18 protein-coding genes are annotated in these 23,568 nt (G+C 65.5%); 15 read left to right on the plus strand and 3 right to left on the minus strand.

Annotation, left to right across the window (positions count from 1 at the left end):
* The first annotated feature begins 270 nt into the window (after positions 1–270).
* The 14 genes from AC1DUN_RS12085 to AC1DUN_RS12150 all read left to right on the plus strand — a co-directional run bounded on the left by AC1DUN_RS12085 (position 271) and on the right by AC1DUN_RS12150 (position 17,710).
* Entirely contained in the window at positions 271–771 is a 501-nt protein-coding gene (locus tag AC1DUN_RS12085) for a hypothetical protein (protein ID WP_477714162.1), read from the plus strand.
* 325 nt (positions 772–1,096) lie between these two features.
* A complete protein-coding gene (locus AC1DUN_RS12090; protein WP_477714163.1) occupies positions 1,097–2,032 on the plus strand; it encodes a 4-hydroxyproline epimerase in 936 nt (311 codons plus the stop codon).
* Positions 2,029–3,129, plus strand: coding sequence for an NAD(P)/FAD-dependent oxidoreductase (locus AC1DUN_RS12095; RefSeq protein WP_477714164.1), 1,101 nt, complete (start codon positions 2,029–2,031; stop codon positions 3,127–3,129). The genes AC1DUN_RS12090 and AC1DUN_RS12095 overlap by 4 nt, the downstream gene beginning before the upstream one ends.
* A gap of 325 nt (positions 3,130–3,454) precedes the next feature.
* On the plus strand, positions 3,455–3,877 hold the full coding sequence (locus AC1DUN_RS12100; protein WP_477714165.1) for a hypothetical protein: 423 nt from the start codon (positions 3,455–3,457) through the stop codon (positions 3,875–3,877).
* 70 nt (positions 3,878–3,947) lie between these two features.
* Positions 3,948–4,727 carry a Crp/Fnr family transcriptional regulator gene (locus tag AC1DUN_RS12105; RefSeq protein WP_074577840.1) on the plus strand — a complete coding sequence of 260 codons (780 nt, stop codon included), beginning with the start codon at positions 3,948–3,950 and terminating at the stop codon, positions 4,725–4,727.
* A gap of 265 nt (positions 4,728–4,992) precedes the next feature.
* Positions 4,993–7,179 carry a type I secretion system permease/ATPase gene (locus AC1DUN_RS12110; protein ID WP_477714166.1) on the plus strand — a complete coding sequence of 729 codons (2,187 nt, stop codon included), beginning with the start codon at positions 4,993–4,995 and terminating at the stop codon, positions 7,177–7,179.
* Positions 7,176–8,612, plus strand: a complete 1,437-nt coding sequence (locus AC1DUN_RS12115) for an HlyD family type I secretion periplasmic adaptor subunit (RefSeq protein ID WP_477714167.1) — start codon at positions 7,176–7,178, stop codon at positions 8,610–8,612. The genes AC1DUN_RS12110 and AC1DUN_RS12115 overlap by 4 nt, the downstream gene beginning before the upstream one ends.
* Positions 8,613–8,670: 58 nt before the next feature.
* Positions 8,671–9,027, plus strand: a complete 357-nt coding sequence (locus AC1DUN_RS12120; RefSeq protein ID WP_477714168.1) for a hypothetical protein — start codon at positions 8,671–8,673, stop codon at positions 9,025–9,027.
* A gap of 17 nt (positions 9,028–9,044) precedes the next feature.
* Positions 9,045–10,412 (plus strand): TolC family protein, encoded by a 1,368-nt coding sequence (locus AC1DUN_RS12125; RefSeq protein ID WP_477714169.1) that lies wholly within the window; start codon positions 9,045–9,047, stop codon positions 10,410–10,412.
* Entirely contained in the window at positions 10,409–12,583 is a 2,175-nt protein-coding gene (locus AC1DUN_RS12130; protein ID WP_477714170.1) for an ATP-binding cassette domain-containing protein, read from the plus strand. The genes AC1DUN_RS12125 and AC1DUN_RS12130 overlap by 4 nt, the downstream gene beginning before the upstream one ends.
* Entirely contained in the window at positions 12,580–14,175 is a 1,596-nt protein-coding gene (locus AC1DUN_RS12135) for a tetratricopeptide repeat protein (RefSeq protein ID WP_477714171.1), read from the plus strand. The genes AC1DUN_RS12130 and AC1DUN_RS12135 overlap by 4 nt, the downstream gene beginning before the upstream one ends.
* A 10-nt stretch (positions 14,176–14,185) precedes the next feature.
* Positions 14,186–14,869, plus strand: a complete 684-nt coding sequence (locus AC1DUN_RS12140; protein WP_477714172.1) for a methyltransferase domain-containing protein — start codon at positions 14,186–14,188, stop codon at positions 14,867–14,869.
* Between the two features lie 55 nt (positions 14,870–14,924).
* Positions 14,925–17,303: a tetratricopeptide repeat protein gene (locus AC1DUN_RS12145; protein WP_477714173.1), complete on the plus strand. Its 2,379-nt coding sequence runs from the start codon at positions 14,925–14,927 to the stop codon at positions 17,301–17,303.
* Between the two features lie 2 nt (positions 17,304–17,305).
* Complete coding sequence (locus tag AC1DUN_RS12150) at positions 17,306–17,710, plus strand: hypothetical protein (RefSeq protein WP_477714174.1); 405 nt, start codon at positions 17,306–17,308, stop codon at positions 17,708–17,710.
* A gap of 57 nt (positions 17,711–17,767) precedes the next feature.
* On the opposite strand, the gene AC1DUN_RS12155 is transcribed toward AC1DUN_RS12150, so the two are convergent.
* The gene (locus AC1DUN_RS12155) at positions 17,768–18,028 is read right to left on the minus strand and encodes a hypothetical protein (protein ID WP_477714175.1); all 261 of its coding nucleotides are present in this window, start codon (positions 18,026–18,028) and stop codon (positions 17,768–17,770) included.
* A gap of 438 nt (positions 18,029–18,466) precedes the next feature.
* Here AC1DUN_RS12155 and AC1DUN_RS12160 point away from each other — a divergent pair, with 438 nt between their 5' ends.
* Positions 18,467–20,740, plus strand: a complete 2,274-nt coding sequence (locus AC1DUN_RS12160) for a Nal1-like putative serine protease (protein WP_477714176.1) — start codon at positions 18,467–18,469, stop codon at positions 20,738–20,740.
* Between the two features lie 3 nt (positions 20,741–20,743).
* Here AC1DUN_RS12160 and AC1DUN_RS12165 read toward each other — a convergent pair whose 3' ends face one another.
* On the minus strand, positions 20,744–21,877 hold the full coding sequence (locus AC1DUN_RS12165; protein WP_477714177.1) for a C45 family autoproteolytic acyltransferase/hydolase: 1,134 nt from the start codon (positions 21,875–21,877) through the stop codon (positions 20,744–20,746).
* Positions 21,878–21,997: 120 nt separating this feature from the next.
* Positions 21,998–23,557, minus strand: a complete 1,560-nt coding sequence (locus AC1DUN_RS12170) for an ABC transporter substrate-binding protein (protein WP_477714178.1) — start codon at positions 23,555–23,557, stop codon at positions 21,998–22,000.
* Positions 23,558–23,568 lie beyond the last annotated feature (11 nt).

Below are 23,568 nucleotides of genomic sequence, written 5' to 3' on the forward strand. Positions count from 1 at the left end.
TGTAAAAATCGTGCCGGCTTGGGAAAGCCGACAATGTGTTTCTGCGGACATTTGTTGTTGATCAGCGGAAATTCTTGCGGACACCCGGCTCCCGAAAGCCCGCAGTGCGCACATAAATAGTTGTGTTTTCCGGCAAGCATTGCCCGTGCGCAGACAAAGTCCCCTGTACATCCCGGTGTTCTCGCAGACACTGCGGCGACGCTGACCGGGTGGTGCCGCCCAGATCCTCTTAGTAAATCCGCACCAGGCCTCGCGAAGCAGGGGATGCTTATGAGTGCCAGAGACTCTTTTGAATTCAATACCTTGCGCAAAGGCATGGGGGTTCGCGTGTTGCTGGTGGAGTTCCACGAACTCGCTGTCGAGGATTTCCAAAGCCGCCTGCAAATGCTGTCCGCCTCGAGGCTGATCACGCGCATAGACGCCACGCCGCTGACGGGCGCGCCATGGATGTTCGAGACCTTCCGGCATTGTGTGGTTTTTGTGCGCTTGCGCGAGCAGCATATGCGCGGCGACCGCAGTCCGGCGATGAAGGCCTTCCTGACGCAGCTGGCGGCGTCCCGCGCCGTCACCGTCATACCCGTCACTTGCCGGCGCGCGGTCATCGACCACTTCCACGGCCATCTCTGCGGCGTCAGCCCGATGTACCTGGGCACGTCCTTTGTGCAGGAAGACCTTCTGCATATCCTGGGCGCCTGTGTTTTCTCCAAACCCGTCCGGCGCAGGATCGACCGGGTGGACGCTCCTGCGGAACCGAGCATCGCGGGGCTTTGAAGCCAGGGCGGCCGCGCCCAGGTCCGTACCCTCACCGCCGGACGTCCCGGCGATTCCGCAAATTCACTCTCCAAGCGCAAAAAAAGCGGCTTGGCAAGCTGCTTGATACCCTGTAAAGTCAATTTAAATATCTCTTTAATATATTTGCATGAAACGATATTTAATTCCTTTGTTTTAGGAATCTCTCCTTGATTCATTGCCGTGCCCGGGGTTTTGCCGGGCCGTCATCCACCCGGCGCCAGGCGCGCGCCCCGGCTTGCAGTGCCGGTGCTTTGCACGGCTGAAGAAGTAAGCTCACCACCGAACCCACCCTCGGACTTGCACCATGAAGCGAATCAAAATAATCGACTCCCACACCGGCGGCGAACCGACGCGCCTTGTGATTGATGGTTTTCCCGATCTGGGCCATGGCAGCATGGCCGAGCGCCGCGCGCTGCTGGCGCGGGAACACGACGACTGGCGCGCCGCCGCCGTGCTGGAGCCGCGCGGCAGCGACGTGGTGGTGGGCGCCTTGCTGTGCAAGCCGGTGGACCCGGCCAGCGCCGTGGGCGTGATCTTTTTCAACAACACCGGCTACCTGGGCATGTGCGGGCACGGCACCATAGGGCTGGTGGCCTCGCTGGCCTATATGGGTCTGATCAGGCCCGGCGAACACCGCATCGAGACACCGGTGGGCACCGTCACGGCCACGCTGCACGGCGACGGCTCGGTGAGCGTGCGCAATGTGCCCGCCTGGCGGCACCTGCACCAGGTGGCCGTCGAGGTGCCGGGTTACGGCACGGTGCGCGGCGACGTGGCCTGGGGCGGCAACTGGTTTTTCCTGGCGAGCGAACACGGCCAGCGCGTGGCCAGCGACAGGCTGGAGGCCCTGACAACTTACAGCGTTTCGCTGCGTGAAGCACTGGCGGCCCAGGGCATCACGGGCGCCGGCGGCGCGGAAATAGACCATATCGAGCTCTTCGCGGACGACGATGGAGGCGCGGACAGCCGCAACTTCGTCCTGTGCCCGGGCAAGGCCTACGACCGCTCGCCTTGCGGTACGGGCACCAGCGCCAAGATCGCCTGCCTGGCCGCCGACGGCAAGCTTGCGCCCGGCGAGGTCTGGCACCAGGCGAGCATCATCGGCAGCCGCTTCGAGGCCAGCTACGCCGTGGAGGACGGCCAGGTCATCCCGACCTTGCGCGGGCGCGCCCACATGAGCGCCGAGGCGACCTTGCTGATCGAGGATGGCGATCCCTTCGCCTGGGGCATACGCCTGTGAATGCCGACGTGATCGTGATAGGCGCAGGCATTGTGGGCGCGGCCTGCGCGCATGAACTCGCGCGCGCGGGCCTCAGTGTGCTGGTGCTGGACGCCGGCCTGGGCGGCGCCACCCAGGCCGGCATGGGCCACCTGGTGGTGATGGACGACAACCCTGCGGAGCTCACGCTCAGCCATGAATCACTGAAGCTCTGGCACGACTGGGCACCGCGCATGAATGCCGATTGCGCTTTCGCCGCCTGCGGCACGCTGTGGCTGGCCGCCAATGACGCCGAGATGGCCGTCGCCGAAGACAAGCGGCGCTGCTTGCAGGCCCATGGTGTCGCCTGCGAGCTGCTGGGTGCCGCCGCGCTGGCCGCGGCGGAGCCGGTGCTGCGCCCGGGTCTGGCGGGGGCGCTCAAAGTCAGCGGTGATAGCGTGGTGTATGCGCCCAATGCCGCGCGCTGGCTGCTTGCGCAGGCGCCGCGCGCCATCGCTTTTGAGCAGGCTGAGGTGGCCGCCATCGAAGGTTCCCGCGTGCGACTGGCGGACGGCAGCTGGCGCAGCGCCGGCGCCGTGCTGCTGGCCGCGGGCATAGAGGCAAGCCGCCTTTGTCCCGACTTGCCGATACGCCCCAAGAAGGGCCACCTCGCGATCACCGACCGCTACCCGGGCACGGTGCACCACCAGCTTGTCGAGCTTGGCTACATCAGCAGTGCACACCACAGCGACGGCGCATCGGTGGCCTTCAACGTGCAGCCGCGACCGACTGGCCAGCTGCTGATAGGCTCCTCGCGCCAATTCGACACCACCGACCCGGCGGTAGAGGCGCCCATGCTTGCACGCATGCTGGGCCGCGCGTTGGAGTATCTGCCGGCGCTGGCCGGCCTCAATACCGTGCGCACCTGGACGGGATTTCGCGCTGCCACGCCGGATGGCCTGCCCATCATCGGCCGCCATCCGCGCCAGCCTGGCCTGTGGCTGGCCGTGGGCCATGAAGGCCTGGGCGTGACCACGGCCCCGGCCACGGCGCGCTTGCTGGCGGCGCAGCTTACCGGCGCGGCGCTGCCCTTCGAGGCTGCGCCCTACGGCATGCAGCGCTTTCTGGCGGCCGCATGATGGCGGCGTCGAGCCGGCCCGCAAGCTGCCGCGTATCGTTGTGATGGCCGCACATCCGCCAGAGCCTCGACCCGGCATGTCGACGGCCAGTTCCGCAGCGCCAGCCCCTGGATCGCGCCGGCGCGTTTCTGCTGCGCGGTACCGGCAATGCCTTGGACTGCATGCCAATTTCCAAAAAGGTACCGAGATTGCCTTCGTGCGGACAATGTTGCGCCCAATTGTTCTTGAGCGGCCTATGCTTGGTTCATCGCTTCCCGGCGACCGCCATCGATGCCCATCGATGGCAGGACATAAACCTGCTCAGCCATTCAAAGGGACAACCACCATGATGTACTTTATCGAACTCAGTCAGTTCCTGGCGGAGGATGACGCGGTGCTGCAGTCACTCAAGGCGCAGATGGGGCGCGACAAAGGCAAAGCCGTGCATTGGGCCGAATGGCGGCCCGATGGCTCCAATGGCCGGTCCTGCCCCGACGTGACGCTCATCAATGCGGCACGCCTGGACTGGAGGCAACTGAAGTCCCTGGTCGATGAATGCGGCGCCGAAACCGTTGTGCTCACGGGGCGGCGGGATTCCGTGCTTTCCTTGCCGGTGCTGCCCGATGCGGCCGCCTTGAATGATCTGCTGCGCTTCATGCCCCGCCGGCCGGCGGTACTGCCGCAAAAAGACCGCAACGCCCCATACCGGCCGGGCGTGTGGGTCGACACGACGCCCATGCCTTTCATGCCGGTCAAGGCCTTGTCCTGATCCGCGTTCCGTGTGAAATCAAAAAAAACGGAAGTGCTTGCCAGTGCTTTCCGATGTTAAGGGGATAGGGATGTCTGGCGCATACATTTATCAGTTGCTGACGGGTTTGGGAATCGGCGAGCGCTCCGCGCTGCAAATGCTGTCCCGCGTGAAGATGACGGCCTTCGATGCCGGCGACGTCATCTGGCCCAAGGGCGGCCAGGTGGCCGCCTGGACTTATATCGTCTCCGGCCTGGTGGGCGCCAGCGTGCCTTTGCAAGAGGGCGGCTGCATCCAGGTCAATATTTACGGCCCCCGCACCTGGTTTGGCGAAGAGCCCCTGCTCAATCGTTATCCCTCGTGCCTGGACTATGTGTGTCTGGCCCCGGTCCGCGCGGTGTGTGTGCCGGCCACCGACACGCTGGCGGCATTCCAGGACGAGCCGGAATTTTCCCGCTACATTGCCCTGCTGATGGCCTGGCGCAGCCGGCAGCATTCAGAAATGATCGTTCTCATGAAGCAGGGCAGCCCGCCGCTGCGGGTAGTCATGGGCCTGGCGCTGTTCGCCGAGGCGCTCTACTACAACTCGTCGCGGCCGCCCACGCACGGGCTCGAAGGCACTTCCGTGGAGATTCCCGTCAAGCAAACCGTCATCGCGTCTGTCTGCGGCGTGTCGCGCAGCGTTTTCTCCGAGGCCGTGCATCACCTCGTTGCGGCCGGCTGGTTGCGCGTGAACTACGGCATGCTGGAATTGCGCTCGCTGGAAACCTGGCTGCGCTTTTCCCGAAAACACCGGCAAGCCCGCATGAATATCACCAAACCCACGCTGGAAGAACTCATTGTGCTGATGCAGGAGGCCGCGGTGCCTTGACGCCGTCCGGGGCGGTGTCCAGATAAATCGCCCACACATTGTCTGTACAAAGACAAAGTCCTTCGCGACGCCCCGTCCGCAAACCTATGCTCGATCCCCATGTCGTGTACTGCCAAAGTGGTACCGCATAAAAAGCGCCTTATCGGCTTGCCGTAGACGACACACGGCATGCTCGTAAGGCAGAAGTGCTGCATGCAGGCACACCGGGGTGTTCGCCGCCACGGACCTGCATGGAAGCAGGTGGCACAAGGGGAGGGAGTAGCGGATGGTCATGAATACAGTGGTGCCGGTCTTGCCGCAAGGAAATTCGCGCACCCAATCCTCGGCTGCGCAGCCGACACCCGGCACGGTGCAAGACAGCGGGCTCGCCTGCCTTGTGATGCTCTCGCAGTTCCACGCGGTTGCCGCGGATCCTGAAAAGCTGCGGCACGAATTCAGCCGTGACGGCCAGGCCATGGATGTCGTCGACATCCTCAATGCCGCCAAAAGCCTGGGACTGGTGGCCGCGCGCAGACGGCCTTCGCGCGCGCGGCTGGCGCTGGCGGCGCTGCCGGCCATTGCCCTTGGCGCGGACGGCGGTTTTTTTATCCTCGCGCGGGTCGACCAGGACAAGGCCCTGGTCCAGGAGCCGGGTGTATCGGGTCCGCAGGTGCTGGAGCTGGCGGCGTTTCATGAGCGCTGGTCGGGTGAGCTGATCCAGATCACCTCGCGCGCGTCGCTGGCGGGCGACATGGCCAGGTTCGACTTCAGCTGGTTCATCCCCGCGGTCGTCAAGTACCGCCGGCCCCTGGTCGAGGTATTGCTGGTGTCCTTCGTGCTCCAGTTCTTCATGCTGGTCACGCCGCTGTTCTTCCAGGTGGTGATGGACAAGGTGCTGGTGCACAACGGCCTCACCACGCTGCACGTCGTCTGCATAGGCCTGCTGGTCATCTCGGTGTTCGACGTGGTGCTCACCGGGCTGCGCAGCTACGTCTTTGCCCACACCTCCAGCCGTATCGACGTGGAACTGGGCGCGCGGCTGTTTCGCCATCTGCTGGGCCTTCCCATGGCCTACTTCACGGCGCGGCGCGTGGGCGATTCGGTGGCCCGCATCCGCGAACTGGAGACCATACGTTCTTTCCTGACCGGCAACGCCATTACCGTGGTGCTCGACCTGCTGTTTTCCGTGGTCTTCCTCGCGGTGATGCTTTATTACAGCGTCTGGCTGACGCTGATCGTGGTGGTGTCGCTGCCCTGCTATGCGCTGCTCTCGGTGCTGTTCACGCCGGTTCTGCGCGCGCGGCTCAACGAAAAATTCAACCGCGGCGCCGAAAACCAGGCTTTCCTGGTCGAGACCATAGGCGGCATTGACACCGTCAAGTCGATGGCGGTGCAGCCGCAATGGGCGCAGAAATGGGACAACCAGCTTGCCGCCTATGTCGCCGCCGGCTTTCGCACCACCACGATAGGCACTCTCGCCAACAACGGCGTCTCTCTGGTCAGCAAGCTGGTCACCGTGGCCACCATCTGGCTGGGCGCTCAATTGGTGGTCGAAGGAAAGTTGTCCGTGGGACAGCTGATCGCCTTCAACATGCTCGCCGGCTACGTCGCGGCCCCCGTGATCCGCATGGCGCAGCTGTGGACGGAGTTCCAGCAGGTTGGCATTTCCATGCAGCGCCTGGGCGACATTTTGAATACCCGGCCCGAGATCGCCGGCAACAAGAGTGCCATGCCCCAGATCGAAGGCCGTATCGAGTTCGATGCCGTGAACTTCCGCTACCGGCCCGACGCGCCGCAGGTCCTGCGCGGCATCAGTTTTGAGGTCGCCGCGGGTGAGGTCATCGGCATCGTGGGTCGGTCCGGCTCGGGCAAGAGCACGCTGACCAAGCTGGTGCAGCGCATGTACATCCCCGACCAGGGACGCGTGTTGATAGACGGCGTCGACCTTGCCACCACCGATGCCACCACGGTGCGGCGCCAGCTCGGCGTGGTGCTGCAGGAGAACATGCTGTTCAACCGCAGCATTCGCGAGAACATCGCGCTGGTCAATACCGCAATGCCGCTTGAGGTGGTCATTGCCGCCGCCAAGCTGGCCGGCGCCCATGAATTCATCATCGAGCTTCCCGACGCTTATGACACCCTGGTGGGTGAACACGGCGCCACCCTGTCGGGCGGCCAGCGCCAGCGCATCGCCATCGCGCGCGCGTTGATCGGCAATCCGCGCATCCTGATATTCGATGAGGCCACGAGCGCACTGGACTACGAATCCGAGCGCATTCTCAAGGACAACATGAAGTCCATCTGCGCCGGGCGCACGGTCCTCATCATCGCGCACCGGCTCTCCACGGTCCGGGATGCGAACCGTATCGTGGTTGTCGACAAGGGCCAGATTGTCGAGCAGGGCACGCACGAGGAACTGCTGGGCCTGCCGGGCGGGCAGTACGCGCACCTGTATGCGATGCAGGGGGCATGACGATGGACAGCTTCAAACAACGCCTGGGCGCGATGCGCGAACTGCTGGAGCGCTACAAGGCCGTCTTCACCCTGGCCTGGGACAGCCGCCGGCACACCGACACGCGCGGCTACAAGGCCGCCGAGGCACAATTTTTGCCCGCCGTGCTCGCGGTGCAGGAGACGCCCGTGCCTGCCGCGCCCCGCGTCTTCATGTGGCTGCTTATCGTGTTCGCCCTCATCGCCGTCACCTGGAGCGTGTTTGGAAAGATCGATATCGTCGCGGTTGCCAGCGGCAAAATTGTTCCCAGCGGCTATACCAAGGTGGTGCAGCCGCTGGGCGCGGCGGTGGTCAAGGCCATCCATGTGAGAGACGGGCAAGCCGTCAAGGCCGGCGACCTGCTGGTGGAACTCGACGCCACCACCGAGGCCGCCGACATCGAGCGCTCCCGCGCCGAGCTTGAAGCCGCCCTTCTGCAGGCCGCGCGCGCGGGCGCCTTGCTGGATGCGATGGCCCGCGCAAAGACCCCGGTTCTGCCGCGGCTGTCCCAGGTCTCGGCTGAGCAGCACAGCGAAGCGGCGCGCATGCTCGATGGGCAGTACGGCGAGTACCTTGCCAAGCTCGCGCGCAGCGAGGCGGAAATCACCACCCGCCAGGCCGAATTGCGCGCCAGCCGGGAACAGGTGGCCAAACTGCAGGCCACTTTGCCCATGATGCGGCAGCGTGCCTCCGACCTGGACAAGCTGGCCGGGGACGGCTACGTGGCCCAGCACACTTTTCTGGAGCGCCAGCAGGCCTATCTTGAGCAGTCGGGCGAGTTGTCGGTGCAGCGCGAGCGCGTTCAGCAGTTGCAGGCTGCGGTCGCCGAGAGCCGTCGCCAGAGCGAAGCCTTCAAGGCCGAGATCCGCCGCGCAACCCTCGACAGCCTCAAGGAGGGCCAGCAGCATGCCGCCGCGCTGGAACAGGAACTGAGCAAGGCCCAGGGGCGCGGCAGCCTGACCCGGCTGATCGCGCCGGTGGCCGGCACCGTGCAGCAACTGGCGCTGCATACCGTGGGCGGCGTCGTCACGCCGGCGCAGCAGCTGATGGTCATCGTGCCCGGGGAGCATCCGCTCGAAGTGGAGGCCATGCTGGAAAACAAGGACATCGGTTTTGTGCGCGCCGGCCAGGAAGTCGCCGTCAAGCTCGAAACCTTTCCCTACACCACCTACGGCGCCATACCCGGCGTGGTGCTTGATGTCTCGCGCGATGCCATTGCCGACGAGAAGCGCGGCTTGCTCTATGTCGTGCGCGTGCAGCTGGCGCGCACCAGCATCGCCGTCGACGGCGCCGATGTGCCGCTGGGCTTTGGCATGGTCGCCCATGTCGAGATCAAGACAGGGCAGCGCCGGGTGATTTCATTCTTCCTCAGCCCGCTGGTGCAGGCCGCGCAGGAAGGCTTGCGCGAGCGCTAGCCGGGCCCTGTTGATGTATCAGGCAGCCGGCCGACGGTCGGCACGGAAGGGACGGGCAATGACCGTTCCGCGCCAGGATGTGTTGCTCCAGCCCTACCTCGCCCGCGGGCTTCTATTTCAAATGAAAAGTGGAACCCGACAAACATTGTCCGCAGAAAGACTATCTCTAAAAACCCGCGTAACAGATATCGATAAGCTGAAACCAGCTCTTTCCTTCGCTCTAGCGGTCTTCAACACCACACGATTTTTCATGGTCAAACTCATTCATTTCTGTCTTGCGACCGCGCACGGAAGCAAAGAGATTCCGGCTCGTGATTTTGTGCGTTCCAGCCCCGCCAAGGCCCTGAGCATCCCTCGACAACACGGCCGCGCGAAGCAAGGTTCGCGCTGTGCACGTCTCGTGCCAAGCCGTTGACGAGCCGCATCGCCCCCATGAAAGCATTGATCGTTCTTGCGCTGCTGTTTCTGGGCCCCTGCGGCGCTGTACAGGCACAAAGCGTAAACGGGGCCTCGGCATCCGCCTCGAGCGAGTTTGCCGGCGTGCGGCTTGCCCTGACGACGCTGTGCGTAGCTTGCAGTTCGCTGCATGCCCAGGCCGGCCAGGCTGCTCCTGCTCCCCAAGCCAGTGCGAGCCTGGGCCTGCGCCAGCTGCTGCAGATGGCCGTCGAGACTCACCCCACCATCGCCAGCGCGCGTTTCGACCAGCAGTCCGCGCAAAGCATGATCGAAGCCGCGCGCATGCAGTTCTGGCCCGCTCCCGGGGTGCAAACCGATTCGCTGCACGGGCGCAGCGCCACCGTCTTTCGCCTGACCCAACCGCTCTGGACAGGCGGCAGGCTGACCGCCGACCTGCGCCTGTCCGAACTGCGTGAACTGCGCGCCCGCGAAGCCATTTCAGACACGCAGATCACGTTGGCCACGCGCGTGGCCACCACCGCCCAGTCCTACCTGCTGAACGCCGGCCGCCGCATCGCCCAGGAGCGCAACGTCGCGACGCTGCGCGAACTGCTGCGCATGATCGAGCGGCGCAGCCAGGCGGAGGTGTCCGCCACGGCTGACGTCAATATGGTACGAACACGGCTTGCGCAGGCCCAGGCCGACCTCGAATCCTTTCGTGCGCTCGAACACTCCGCCCTGGCGCAGCTGGGCAGTGCGATTGGCCGGCCCCTGCAGCCCGGCGAGCTCGAGCTGCCCGCCTCTCCGTCGCGTCCTCCCATGCTCGCGCGCCTGCTGGAGCGCGCGGTGCAGGACAACCCCCACCTGCGCCTTGCCGAAATCGACGCACGCCTGGCTGCCGTCGAAATCGACCGCACGCGCGCCGCCATGTGGCCCACCGTCTCCTTGCGGCTGGAGCGCCAGGTGGGCGAGTTCCTGGGGTCCGCCGCCGCCGGCAACCGTGTCTACGTGTCCATGCAGTACGCGCCGGGTTCGGGCCTGTCGCTGGGTTCCCAGATCGAAGCCGCTGAGCGGCACCTGTCGGCGACCCAGCGCACGGCAGAGGCCGGCCGCCGCGATGTCAGCGAGCGTGTTGAGTCCGAATGGCGCGACCTTGAGTCCGCGCTGCGGCGCTTGCCCGAATTGCAGCGCAGCAGCGAAGGCGCCGCCGAGGTGCTGGCCTCCAACCGGCGTCTTTTTGTCAGTGGCCGCCGCAGCTGGATAGACCTGCTCAATTCCGTGCGCGAAATCGCCCAGGCCGAGCAAGCCGAGGCCGAGGCCCGCGCGGGCAGTGTCGGCGCCTATTACCGCCTGGGCCTTCTGCTCGGCATACCCATGTGGTCTCCAGAAAGCGAGCTTCCGTGAACAATCCCCCCGTCAAGAACGCGCCATCCTCCGTCACGCCCAGCGTGCTGTGGCTGGCCCGCCGCCTGCCCGACATCGTCAAGGACTTGCGGCCCATGCAGTCCCACATGTTGGCCGAACTCGAAGGCCGACTGGCGGCCTTGCAGGAAAAAAGTGTCACCCGGGATGGCCTGCGGGGCTGCGTCGACCACGCATTCCGTTCCATGGGCGTGCGCTCGCAATCCTGGATTGAAGGCCATGCGGCGGCCAAGCTGCCCGCCGCGGCCATTCACCCCGACGTCGGCGCCTTCATCCTGCACCAGCACACACCGGCCGGAGGTTGGCTGCTGGAAGACGCCACCGGCCGCAGGCATGTCACCGTGCTGCCCCAAGGCGCGCTTTATACCGAAATCCATACAACCCAAGCCGAAGGCCTCAACTTCTACCGGACGGCGGGCGAGCTGTTCCGCGGCGCGCTGCGCGACAACCGGCGCTACTTCGTCCATGCGGCCATTGCTTCGGTCGTGATCAACCTGTTCGGCTTGCTGACCTCCCTTTACAGCATGCAGGTCTACGACCGCGTGATCCCCACGCAAGGCCTGTCCACCCTCTACGCACTGACGGCCGGTATCGCCGTCGGCATCTTGCTCGAGCTGATCGCCAAGTTCGCGCGCGCCGCCATCACCGAGCATTCGATCCGGTCCATGGACCTTGACCTCTCGCACAGCATCTTCGAGCGCCTGCTGCGTGTGCGCATGGACCAGTTCCCCGCCAGTGTCGGTACCTTGTCGGCCCAGTTGCGCAGCTACGAAATGATCCGTTCCTTCGCCTCGTCGGTCACGCTCTACCTGCTGGTCGACACGCCGTTCGCGCTGATCTTCCTGGCGATCATCTACCTCTTGGGAGGTCCTCTGGTCGCAGCGGTTCCGGTCGCGTTCTTCATCGTCGCGCTGGCGGTCGGTTTCCTTTTTCGCCGCGGCATGGAGCGCCATGCGCTCTCCGGCCAGGCCGCCGCCAACCGCAAGCTGGGCCTGCTGGTCGAGGCGGTCGAGGGCGCCGAATCCATCAAGGCCAGCGGCGCCGGCTGGCAATTCCTGGCGCGCTGGAACGGCCTGACCCGCACCAACGTCGACGAAGACATGCGCCTGCGGCACCTGGGCGAATCGGCCAGCTATTACGCCGGTTTCCTGCAGCAGATCAGCTACGTGCTGCTGGTCGCCACCGGCGCTTACGTCGCCTCCACCTCCACCTCTCTCACGGCCGGCGGCATCATCGCCTGCTCCATCATCTCCGGCCGCGTCCTCACGCCGGCCGGCATGCTGCCCGGCCTCATGGTCCAGTGGGCCAACGCCAAATCGGCGATGCGCAGCCTCTCGCATATTTTCACGCTTGAGCAGGACAACCACGCCGTCGAGCGCCCGCTGGTCATCGACCGCCTGCGCGGCGAGGTGGCGGTGCAGAAACTCGAGTTCGGTTACCGCGGCCACGCCACGGTGCTGCAGCTGGAAAACCTGCACATCACCGCCGGTGAAAAAGTCGGTTTGCTTGGCCCGGTCGGCAGCGGAAAAAGCACCTTGCTCAAGCTGCTGTCCGGCATGTACATGCCCTCCAAAGGCCGTGTTTCACTGGACGGCATCGACATGCAGCACATCTCGCGCGCCCACCTGAGCGACCGCCTGGGCTATCTTCCCCAGGACGTGCGCCTGTTCGCCGGCACCTTGCGCGACAACCTCACGACCGGCGTCGTCGGAAAAACCGAGCAGAACCTGCTCGCCGCCTGCGAGCTCACCGGCCTGAGGCAGGTCATTGCCGCGCATCCCAAGGGCCTGGACATGCCCATCGCCGAGGGCGGTACTGGCGTATCGGGCGGCCAAAAGCAGCTGATCGCGCTGACGCGGATGGTGCTGGCCGCGCCCGACGTGTGGCTGCTCGATGAACCCACGGCGTCCATGGATGAGCCTCTCGAAAATCGCACCATCGCCGCATTGCGTGCCAGCGTGCAGGTCGACCAGACGCTGATCCTGGTCACGCACAAACCCGCTTTGCTGCAACTGGTGGACCGGCTGGTCATCCTGTCGCCCACCGGTGTCGTCCTCGACGGACCCAAGGCGCAAGTGCTGCAGCAGCTTGCCGTCCGGTCTCGCCCGGCATCCGCCGCGCGTCCTGGCGCACCCCTGGAGGCCGTCGCATGAAGAGCTCCCTGTCCTCCACACCGCCGGCCTTGCGCTCGGCACAACGCATCATCGCCTTGCTCAACCGCGCCTACGCCGACAAACGCTGGGGCGATTGCGAGCGCCTGCTGCGGCAGGTGCTGGCGGCGCAGCCCGAGTCGGTGCAAGCCTGGCGGCTGGCGGGGGCGCTGGCCTTCCAGGCCGGCCGGCTGGCAGAGGCCCAGGCGGCGTTTGAAAAAGTGCTGGCGCTGGCGCAAGAGTCCGGCGGTGAAGGCGGCGCGGACGACTGGTTCAACTTCGGGTCCGCGCTGGACCAGCCGCAGCGGCCCGAGCTGACGGCGCGGGTCGAGGCGGCCTACCGCAAGGCGCTGGCGCTGGGGCCTACGGACAAGGAAGCCGTGCTGCGCCAGCTGGCGGCCTTGCTGCGCGCGCAATACCGCTTTGCCGAGGCGCGCATGCTGTGGCAGCCCGAACTCGACATCGCCCTGGCCACCGGCGACCGCGCGGCGCAGGCGCGGGCCTATACCGCGCTGGGGGTGGTGGCGCTGGAGCAGTCGCGCTGGCCCGCCGCCAAACCGCTCGTGGAGGCGGCCTGCGAGGTGGACCCGGGCTATGCGGAGGCACAGTTCAACCGCGCGCTGGTGTTGTTGGCCGAAGGCGATTTTGAAGCCGGCTGGCCCGCGCATGAGTGGCGCTGGAAGGCAGCGCAGGCCCAGGGCAGCTGGCGCGACTACGGTCCGGCCTGGACGGGTGATGCATTGGGCGAGCGCATTTTGTTGGTCTGGGCTGAACAAGGCCTGGGTGATGCCATGCAGTTCGCGCGCTTTTTGCCGCAGCTGCGGGCCGCGCACCCGCAAGCGGGCTTGCTGCTGGTGTGCCGCCGCGCCTTGCATCCGGTGCTGGCCGCGATGGCCGCGCGCGAGCGCATCACTCTGATGCCGGCGGAAGACGCCCTGCCGGGCCGCGTGCAAGGCCACGATGTGCATGTGCCCTTGCTGAGCCTGCCGCTGCACCTGGGCTGTACGCTGGCGCAGCTCCCGCCGCCGGCCCCGCTGTCAGCCAGCCCGGAGAGCGTCGCGCTCTGGCATGAACGCATGAGGCGCTTTTGTTATGCGCCCATGCCGCGCTCCGCCAAGGGCGTTGTCCGGGGCCGCGCGATGCGGCAGCTGGGCCTGGTCTGGAGCGGCTCCGGCGCGCAAACCATGGCGCAGCGCCGCAATATGGGCCTGGCCGAGCTCGAGCCCCTGCTGTCGGTGCGCGGCGTGCAATGGCACAGCCTGCAGCTGGGGCCAGCCGCGGCCGATATCGCAACCTCGGCCTGGCAGGGCAGCATCGTGGACTGGAGCCACCACCTCGCCGATTTCGGCGACACGGCCGCCTTGATGAGCTGCCTGGACGGCGTGGTCAGCGTGGACACGGCCTGCGTTCACCTGGCGGCCAGCCTGGGCCGCCCGACCTGGATGCTGTCGCGCTTCGATGCCTGCTGGCGCTGGATGGCGCCGCGCGAGGACAGCCCCTGGTATCCGGGCCTGAAAATCTTCAGCCAGAAGGCGCCGGGCGAGTGGTCGCCGGTGGTGCGGGCGCTGGGCGCCGATTTGGGCGCGGCAGGCTGAAGGAGCTTGTGTGAGGGAGGCGAGCAAGGCCTTGATGCGGCGACTGGGTGACGCCAGGTTCGCCACCCGTTATTTTGTGGGCAATGGCATAGACATCGGTTGCGGCCCCGACCCCGTGTCCCTGTACGCCGAGCTCTTTCCGCGCATGGAGCAGGTCAGGCAATGGGACTTGCCCGACGGCGACGCGCAGTACCTGCACGGGGTGCCCGATGCCAGTTTCGGCTTTGTGCATTCTTCCCATTGCCTGGAACACATGCAGGACCCTCAGGAGGCGCTGCGCCACTGGTTCCGCGTGCTGAGGCCGGGCGGGCACCTGGTGTGCGTGGTGCCGGACGAAGACCTGTATGAACAGGGCTGTTTCCCGTCCACCTTCAACAGCGACCACAAATGGACCTTCACCTTGTGGAAGGAAAAGTCCTGGAGCGGGCGCTCGCTTAATGTCCTGGATCTTTTGCGCACCCTGGGCGGGGCCGCTCAGCCGCTCAAGGTGGAGCTGCTGGACGCCAGCTTTCGTTACGGCTTGCCGCGTTTTGACCAGACCCTGACGCCGGTCGGCGAATCGGCGATCGAGTTTGTGCTTCGCAAACGCACGGACGCGGAACTGGACAAGGGCGGCCGCCTGCCGGACCCGCAAAAGCAGCTGACGGCCCAGGGCTTCACCCTGCTGACGGGTTTGTCCGCCGGCGGCCGTTGAACCCGGGCCCGCCGGCTCTGGTCGTTCATTTTTCTATACCCGGACCTGAGGACTTATGACGCGCGCGCAAGCCTTGCCTTTCCATGTCGACGTTTTCCAGTCCGCGCTTGCCGCCCACACCCAAGGGCGGCTGGACGATGCCAAAGCCGGCTATCTGCGGGTGCTGCAGGCGGACGGCGGCCATGTGGACGCCTTGCATATGCTGGGTGTGGCGCACCTGCAAAAAAGAGAGCTTGCCGAGGCGGAAGAGCGGATCCGCCAGGCGCTGGCGCTGGAGGAAAGAGCCGCCTTCTTTGCCAGCCTGGGCAATGTGCTGAAGGACAAGCGGCGCCCGGGCGAGGCGGAGGCGGCGTTTCGCCGCGCGCTGGCGCTGGACCCGGCCGATGCCGCAAGTCATAACAACTTCGGCATCTTCCTGAGGGAGAGCGGCCGACCGGAGGAGGCCGAGGCCATCTACCGGCGCGCGCTGGAGATCAGGCCGGACTATCCGGAAGCGCTCAACAACATCGGCAACCTGCTGAAAAAACGCGGGCAGCTTGACGAGGCGGAGGCGGCCTTCCGGCGCGCATTGGAGATCAGGCCCGGTTATGCCGAGGCGCTGAACAACCTCGGTGTGCTGCTGAAAAGCAGCTGGCGCCCGCGTGAAGAAATGGCGGCGCAGCGCGGCGCGGCAAGTCCCGTTCCCGCCGATGCCAGGGCCTTCAACGAGCTGGGCAACCGGCACCAGCACCAGCGGCGCGGCGCTGAAGCCGAGGCGGCTTACCGGCGCGCGCTGGCGCTGTGCCCGGACTACGCCGAGGCGCACAACAACCTCGGGGTGTTGCTCAAGAGCGAGGGGCGCCTGGCCGACGCGGAGGCGGCCTACCGCCGCGCGCTCTCGCTGCGGCCCGGTTATGTGGATGCCCATAACAACCTGGGCAACCTGCTGCAGCTGGCCCGGCGCCTGCCGGAGGCGGAGGCGTCTTACCGGCAGGCCCTGGCGCTCAGGCCGGATTACGCCGAGGCCTGGAACAACCTCGGCATGCTGCTGCGGGCCGGCCAGCGCCTGGGCGAGGCGGAGGCGGCTTACCGGCGCGCCGCGGACCTCCGGCCGGATTACGCCGACGCCCACCACAACCTGGGCAACCTGCTCAAGGAAAGCGAGCGCCCCGTTGAGGCGGAAGCGGCTTACCGCCGCGCGCTGGCGCTCAAGCCCGACTATGCCGAGGCGCACAACAACCTCGGTATCCTGCTCAAGCGCGACGGGCGCCTGGCCGAAGCCGAAGCGACCTACCGGCGCGCGCTGGCCTTGCAGCCCGACCGGGCCGAAATCCACAACAACCTGGGCATCATGCTGAAGACCAACCGGCGCCTGGCGGAGGCCGAGGCGGCGCACAGGCGCGCACTGGAACTCATGCCCACTTACGTGGAGGCCCGCCTCAGCCTGTGCCTGCTGCTGCTGACGCTGGGGCGCTATGCCGAAGCCTGGCCCCTGTACGAGTCGCGTTATGCGCCCGAGCGCAAAACCGTCGCGGTTCCCTTTCCCTCGCTGCCCTGGCCGCAATGGCAGGGCGAATCGCTGGCGGGCAAGTCCCTGCTGATCTGGCCCGAGCAGGGTTTTGGCGACTACATCCAGTGCGCGCGTTTTGCCCCTTTGCTCAAGGCGCGTGGTGTCGCCCGCCTGACGATGCTGTGCCGCGCGCCGCTGGCCCCCCTGCTGGAAACGGTGCAAGGCGTGGATGCGGTGGTCACCGACGCGGCCGGGCTTGCCGCGCATGATTATTGGTGTTTTGTGCTGAGCCTGCCGCTGCACTTTGCCGTCACGGCCGACACCCTCGGTGATGCGCCGCTGCCCTATGTGCGCGCATTGCCGGCGCGCATGGCGCGCTGGCGCAAACGCCTGCCGGCGGCGGGGCGCAAGGTCGGGCTGGTCTGGAAGGGCAGTTCGGGGCACGGCAACGACGGCAACCGCTCGCTGCCAGGGCTGGCCAGCCTGGCGCCGCTCTGGGCCGTGCCGGGCGTGGCCTTTGTCAGCCTGCAAAAAGGCCAGGGCGAGGAAGAAGCCGAGGAGCCGCCGGCTGGCCAGCCGCTGCTGGCCCTGGGGACACAGATGGAGGACTTCGCGGACACGGCCGCCATCGTGAACCAGCTGGACCTCGTCATCTGCGTGGACACCGCCATTGCCCACCTCGCCGGCGCCCTGGGCAAACCATGCTGGGTGCTGCTGCCCGCCATAGACACGGACTGGCGTTGGCTGCTTGAGCGGATGGACTCACCCTGGTACCCCAGCCTGCGGCTGTTCAGGCAGGCCGAAGGGGATGACTGGGGCCGCGTGATCGACGAGGTGGCGGCCGCGCTGGCCGCCTGGACGCGCCCGCCTGTAAAGCAGCCGCCTCGCAAGGCGAGCGCTTCGCGGCCTTCTGTCAAAAAAGAACAGCCATCAAAAAGGGAGTAGTCATGGGCAAGGTCGACAGCGAGGACAGCTGGCTTCTTTTTGTGGCCGTGGTGGCGCTGGCCGCCTTTGTCGCCTGGAAACTTTCAGCCTACCTGGGCCTGGACATGGCTGCTGGAGGTTCTGTGCTGGCGCGCCTGGCCGTGCTGGTCGTGCTCACGGGGCTTTCATGGAAGATGAGGGAGGATTTTCCCCGGCTGGCTCCGCGGGCGGTCTGGCCCGTCCTGCTGTCGCTGCTGTGGCTGTGCTGGTGGCCGGCCCTGGACTTCTGGGCCGCCGAAGACCTGCCGCCATCCCCGCTTGGCGAGGGCATGCCGCACTGGTGGGCCGCCTGGTACACCAAATGGGGCGTTCTGCTGGGCATTGCCGCCCTCGGCTACCTGGGCAAGAAGACGTTTGGCCGCAACTGAGGCCCCAGGGCGAAGGCGCGGCCGGCCGCGATGGCCGGCATGGGCTTGAGCCCGGGCTTACCGTTTGAGGAACATCTCGTCAAACCTTTTTTTGTGCAGGGCCCGTTGTTCCCGCTTCCAGCGCAGGCGGATTTTCTCGGCCTGGATCTCGAACTCGGCGGCCCGCAGGCGGTGGGACCTGGCGAGGCTGTCCAGCTTGATGTAGCAGGCTTGCCAGTAAACGGCCCTCTGGGCCTTGCATTTGCGCTGCCATTTCATCAGCCGCCAGCCGATGACGGCGACAACGACATACAGCGCGAGAGGCAGATAAATTGACATTGCATGGCTTGCATTGATGGCTTCCATGTCATTCACCCTGTTGTGGTTTCCCCGGCGCCGTGACCGACGGCGGCGGGGGTTGACTTTCGCCTGGTTTGTGCATCGAAGCGGGTAGCGGCGATACACATGGGGTCCACATGGTTTGGGACGCCGCAAGAGGCCCATGCGCCACGGGTTTTGCCCTCAAATTCGCGCGCACGGCTTTGGCTTGCTGTAACTTGAATGATCTCGCAATGTCGCCAGAAAGACATTGTTTTAGCCATGCTTTTTTTGCATTGCTTGTTTTGTTGCTTGCATTTCCCCATGAGGGCGGCCCGGACATCGCCGCGTCACAAAGCCCGGTGAAGCTGTTTTTCTCCTCCTATTGGAGGATTGATCAGGCCAATCCGGCTGCGCACAATGCCTGCTGGCCCGAGCCTCACCACACGGAGGAATTCCATGGACATCCTGAGCAGCCAGAACAGCTACAGCAGCCTTTCCGTGCGCGACCTGCTGGACGCGCGCAACCAGTTCCATGTGCATATGCTCAACAAGCGCAACGTGGTGGGCACGGCGGTGGGTTTGTACCTGATACGGCGCAGCGACCCCTGGCCCGATGCGAAAAACCCGGTCAAAAAATCCACGGGCAAAAAAAAGGTGGAACGCACTTTCGCCAATTCCGAGGTGCGCCCCTATTCCTGGCCCTGCATGCTGGTGATGGTCGATGAATGGGTGGAGGAAAAATCCTTTGCCAGCAGCAAGCTGCACCCGCAGGACATGGTGCCCAAGATGCTTTATTTGCCCGACGGCCGCGTGGTGCCGGTCTGTGTCGTCAAGGTCGAGCCGCAGGCCCCGGCCCGCAAGCCGCTGCCCTCCTGGATCTGGCCCGAGGCGGCCATAGGCGGCGGCTTTCCGCTGCTGATCCGCAACCAGGGCCTGCTGCGCAGTGCCAGCGCCGGCTGCCTGGTCAGCGACGGCCACACGATTTATGCGCTGACCAACCGCCATGTCTGCGGCGAACCCGGCGAGCCCGTCCATGCGCGGCTGCGCGGCGAGGAGGTCGAAATCGGCCATGCCTCCGAGCGCCAGCTCACGCGCCTGCCCTTTACCGAGGTCTATCCCTCTTTTGCGGGCAAGCAGACTTATTTGAACCTGGACGTCGGCCTGGTCGAGGTCGACGACGCCCGGGACTGGACCAGCAGCGTCTACGGCATAGGCGAGGTGGGCGCGCTGGCCGACCTTAACGAGCAAAACCTGGGGCTGCAGCTGATAGACCATCCGGTGTCGGCCTTCGGCGCGGCCTCCGGCCACCTGGAGGGGCGCATCAAGGCGCTGTTTTACCGCTACAAATCCGTGGGCGGCTATGACTACGTGGCTGATTTGCTGATCGCGCCGCAGGACCCGGCCCACCAGACCCAGCCTGGCGACTCCGGCACGGTCTGGCACCTCAAGACCGAGGAGGGTAAAGACGGCAAGGAACCCAACGGCAAGACCGTCTACCGACCCATCGCGGTGGAATGGGGTGCACAGACCTTTAGCGTAGCCGGCGATGCCTACAACTTCGCGCTGGCGACCAACCTCAGCAATGTCTGCAAGCTGCTGGACGTGGAGCTGGTGTCGGCCCACAACACGGCGGCCCAGCCCTATTGGGGCGCCACCGGCCACTACAGCATAGGCAATGTCGCGGTCGGCCAGGTCAAGGACAAAAAACTCGCCAAGCTGCTGGCGGCCAATGCGCTGCGCATCAGCTTTGACCGCGCCGACATCGCGCCCGGCAAGATCAACGAGGCGCTGAAAGACACGACGGGTTTTATCGCCCTGGCCGACGTGCCCGACGTGATCTGGAAAAAGCAGCCCGGCAAGGTCAAGGGCGGGCGCGACACCGGCTTTAACAGCGGGCCGGAACACCCCACGCACTACGCCGACATCGACGTGCCCGGCCCCAACGACGGGCCCAGCCTGCGCGAGCTGTGCATGCAGGACACCGACAGGGTGGCGGTGGAATACTGGCAGGCTTTTTACGACAGCGTAGGCTCCACCGCCTCCAAGTCGCGCGGCTGCCTGCCTTTTCGGGTCTGGCAGTTCTACGAGGCCATGGTCGGCTACGTCGAGAAGAAGGACTACGCCAGCTATGTGGCCGCGGCGGGGCTGCTTGCGCACTATGTGGGCGACGCCTGCCAGCCGCTGCACGGCTCCTTCCTGGCCGACGGTTACCAGGACCAGGCCACCGAAGGCGTCACCAGCACCGGCAAGCCGAAGACGGACTGGCCGGCCAAGGGCGTGCATTCCATCTACGAAACCAAGATGATTGACGCCAAGGCCGAAGAGCTGTTCGAGGCCATTGACAAGCTGCTGGCCAAGCCGGCCGCCGCGCTGGCCGCCATCGACGAAGGCCGCAAGGCCGCGATCGCCACCGTCAAGCTCATGGACGACGTCGCCCGGCTGATCCCGCCTTCAGAGATCTGCGACGCCTACGTTGAATTGGGCGAGGGTGCCTCGCGCGCGGTGATAGACGGGCTGTGGGATCAGTTCGGCAACAACACGGCCAAGGTCATGGCCCTGGGCATACGCAACCTGGCCCATATCTGGGAAAGCGCCTGGATCGCCGGCGGCGGCGACAGCGCCAAAAGCGCGGACATGGTGGAGTTCTCCGAAGCAGAGATCCGCAAGCGCTATGTCAACCCCAAGTTCGTTCCGTCGCTGGACCTGGACCAGCTGGCCGCGGTCCTTTAACAGTCAGATAGCCGAAAGCCGCGGCTCCTGCGTCAGGCTGTAGCAGGTGAACACGCGGTTCAGCGCCGGCAGGGGCGCGACTTCCATCTCGCCGGCGGCCGGTTCCATGATGACCATGGCCACCGAGGCCGAGAGGTTGTCATGGCTGCCCAGGCGCGGCGGGCGGCAGACGGAATAGGGCAGGCCGAAGTCGTCAAAAAAGGCGTTCTTCAAATCCTGGCGGCTCAGCTTGTCCTTGGCATTGAGCAGCTTGCGCACGCGCCAGTCGCGGTAGTGGCTGTCCGGCGACTGGGAAATGCCCATATCCACCAGCTTGCTGAGCGCGACCGGGCTCATCCAGTGGTTGGCGTGCACGATCAGGTTGTCGGCGCCCGGGTAGATCGGGAAGGACTCGTTGGTCGTGCATTCGAAGTCGATGCCGAAGCCCTGCGCCATGCCCAGCATGAGGTTGTTGGAGCAGGACTTGGGCGTGGCCGCCACGGCCTTCATGGCCAGCGAAAAAATCTCCTGCTCCAGCACCTTGCGGCGTATCAGCGACAGCGGCACGCCCAGCTGCTTGAAGTCGCGGTCCGATTCCAGGTAGTTGGCGGTGATGGACACACCCGCGCTGTTAAAGCCGCTGCGGGCCAGCCCGCCGGCCTCGACAAAGGTCAGGAAGTCGGGGCCGTGGTCGTTGCGCACGCGCAGCACGACGGCGGTTTCGACGCACTCGGCTCGCCAGTCCCAGTTCTGGCCGTGCAGCAGGTTGCCGTTGGCCGAGCGCTCGGGCAGTATCAGCGCGCCGGTGCAGCCGTCGCCGGGCTCCTTGTCGGCCTGCTGGACTTTCTCGGCGCGCGCCTTGGCCAGCACCTCGGTGCGGGCATTGATCATCACGATGTCCTGGAAGTCCACGCCCGCGCCCTCAGCGATGCCGCGCATCTCGTCGATGTAGTGCGGCGCGAAATCACCAATCTCCTTGGCGAAGAAGTCGATCAGCCGCGTGCGTGCCTGCTCGCTATAGCCCAGGTTGACCAGGGTCTGGCCGTAGAGGCGGGCGCTGCCGCGCACCCGGCTGGCGGCCTGGCGGCCGTACTGCAGGCCGCGTTCGCGCGGGCTGCCGGAAACCGAGATAAAGGGAAATTGTTCGATGTTTGCCATGTTGTGCTGCCGAAAAAAGGACCTGACAGGGGAATGACGGCCGCCGCAAGGCGTGCCTGTCCCTGCCTTGTGCGCTACCCGCGCATCAAGGCGATGGAGAAATGGGGAATGCTGGAACGCTTACCTGGCGGCCAGTTTCGTATTCCAGAGCAGCGGCTTGCCTTCCCACACCGTGAAGCCGGACACGCGCTTGCGCACGGCCCAGGAGTCGGTCACGTTGTAGAGAATGACCAGCGGCGTCTTGGCGATCATCATGGCGTGCAGCTGGTCGAACAAAGCCTGGCGCTTTTTCGGGTCGGCTTCGGCAAAGCTCTGGTCGATCAGCTTTTGCGCGGCCGGGTCGTCCCAGACCTTGCGCGGCTGCTTGGCCTTGTTGCCCGAGAACTGCTCATAGCTCAGGGCCGGGTCCAGGCGCGAGGAATAGGTGAAGGAGCTCAGCTGGTAGTTGCCGCTGTTGTAGCGGTCCAGCTGGGTCGCCCATTCGAGCACCTCGATCTGCGCGTTGATGCCCACGGCCTGCATCATGGCCTGGCTCATCACCGCGACCGAGAAGCTGGGCACGTGGGCGCGCTTGTTGGCCTGGATCACGATGGGCTGGCCCTTGTAGCCGGCTTCTTTCAGCAGCTGCTTGGCCTTGGCCGGGTCGTAGCGGTAGCCTTTTTTCTGGGCCGCGCTGTAGAAGGCCGAAGTTCCCTGGATGGCCGAGTTGTTGACCTTGGCCAGGCCTTCGGACGAGGCCGCGACCAGCTGGTTCATGTCCAGCGACAGCGCGATGGCCTGGCGGATTCTTTCGTCCTTGAGCAGCGGGTCGTTGGTCTGCATCAGCAGCGTGTTCTTGCCCGCGTCGACGGCGCCGACCACCGTGAGGTTTTTATTCGCCTTGAGTTCCTGCACGTCGGAAGAGGTGATCTGGCCGGCGTCTATGGCGCCGGACTGCAGGCCGGCCTTGGAGGTCGACATGTCGGGCACGGTCAGGAACTTGACCTGCTCGACCAGCGGTTTTTTGAGGCCCAGGTAACCGTCGGGTTTGCTGCCGGGGGGCGACTGGTAGTCGGCAAAAGCGCTCAGGGTCACGTACTCGCCGCGCTTCCATTCCTCGAACTTGAAGGGGCCTGTGCCTATGGGCTTGTCCCAGCTGCCGTCTTCCTTGACGGATTTTTTGTTCAGCACGGCCGTCATGCCGCAGTCGGTGCGCGCCAGGTTGTCCAGGAAGACGGCCGAGGGGCGGTCCAGCTGCATGACCACGGTCTGCGCGTCGGGCGCCGTGACCGAGGTAACTTTGACACCGGAGCGGCCGTCGAATTCGCTGAGGCAGCGCCAGTCGGTTTTCGGATCCATGTAGCGCTTCCAGCTCCACAGAACGTCGGCCGAGGTCATGGGCTCGCCATTGTGGAACTTGATGTTGGTGCGCAGCTTGAAGATATAGGTCAGGCCGTCGGGGCTGGTGACGATGGAGCGCGCCAGCAGGGGGCCTATGGTGCCGTTCTCGTGGTGGGCGACCAGGCCTTCGACGATGTTGAGCACCACCCCATCGGTGGTGTTGTCGCGGTTCACGCCGGGGTTGGTCGAGCGTATGTCGGCCGGCTGCGCGACCACGATTTGCGCGGGCGCCTGGGCCTGGGCCGCGGCGCAGGCCGCCAGCACGGCGGCGCCCAGAAAATTCAATCGCAGGGAAAGCATCAAAAGCTCCT

Source organism: Polaromonas sp. P4_F6, assembly GCF_056401275.1.

Bases quoted from the DNA above. Each gene is read 5' to 3' on its own strand.
- AC1DUN_RS12085 (WP_477714162.1), top strand. From the start codon at position 271: ATGAGTGCCAGAGACTCTTTTGAATTCAATACCTTGCGCAAAGGCATG.
- AC1DUN_RS12090 (WP_477714163.1), top strand. From the start codon at position 1,097: ATGAAGCGAATCAAAATAATCGACTCCCACACCGGCGGCGAACCGACG.
- AC1DUN_RS12100 (WP_477714165.1), top strand. From the start codon at position 3,455: ATGATGTACTTTATCGAACTCAGTCAGTTCCTGGCGGAGGATGACGCG.
- AC1DUN_RS12105 (WP_074577840.1), top strand. From the start codon at position 3,948: ATGTCTGGCGCATACATTTATCAGTTGCTGACGGGTTTGGGAATCGGC.
- AC1DUN_RS12110 (WP_477714166.1), top strand. From the start codon at position 4,993: ATGGTCATGAATACAGTGGTGCCGGTCTTGCCGCAAGGAAATTCGCGC.
- AC1DUN_RS12115 (WP_477714167.1), top strand. From the start codon at position 7,176: ATGACGATGGACAGCTTCAAACAACGCCTGGGCGCGATGCGCGAACTG.
- AC1DUN_RS12120 (WP_477714168.1), top strand. From the start codon at position 8,671: ATGACCGTTCCGCGCCAGGATGTGTTGCTCCAGCCCTACCTCGCCCGC.
- AC1DUN_RS12125 (WP_477714169.1), top strand. From the start codon at position 9,045: ATGAAAGCATTGATCGTTCTTGCGCTGCTGTTTCTGGGCCCCTGCGGC.
- AC1DUN_RS12135 (WP_477714171.1), top strand. From the start codon at position 12,580: ATGAAGAGCTCCCTGTCCTCCACACCGCCGGCCTTGCGCTCGGCACAA.
- AC1DUN_RS12145 (WP_477714173.1), top strand. From the start codon at position 14,925: ATGACGCGCGCGCAAGCCTTGCCTTTCCATGTCGACGTTTTCCAGTCC.
- AC1DUN_RS12150 (WP_477714174.1), top strand. From the start codon at position 17,306: ATGGGCAAGGTCGACAGCGAGGACAGCTGGCTTCTTTTTGTGGCCGTG.
- AC1DUN_RS12155 (WP_477714175.1), bottom strand. From the start codon at position 18,028: ATGTCAATTTATCTGCCTCTCGCGCTGTATGTCGTTGTCGCCGTCATC.
- AC1DUN_RS12160 (WP_477714176.1), top strand. From the start codon at position 18,467: ATGGACATCCTGAGCAGCCAGAACAGCTACAGCAGCCTTTCCGTGCGC.
- AC1DUN_RS12165 (WP_477714177.1), bottom strand. From the start codon at position 21,877: ATGGCAAACATCGAACAATTTCCCTTTATCTCGGTTTCCGGCAGCCCG.
- AC1DUN_RS12170 (WP_477714178.1), bottom strand. From the start codon at position 23,557: ATGCTTTCCCTGCGATTGAATTTTCTGGGCGCCGCCGTGCTGGCGGCC.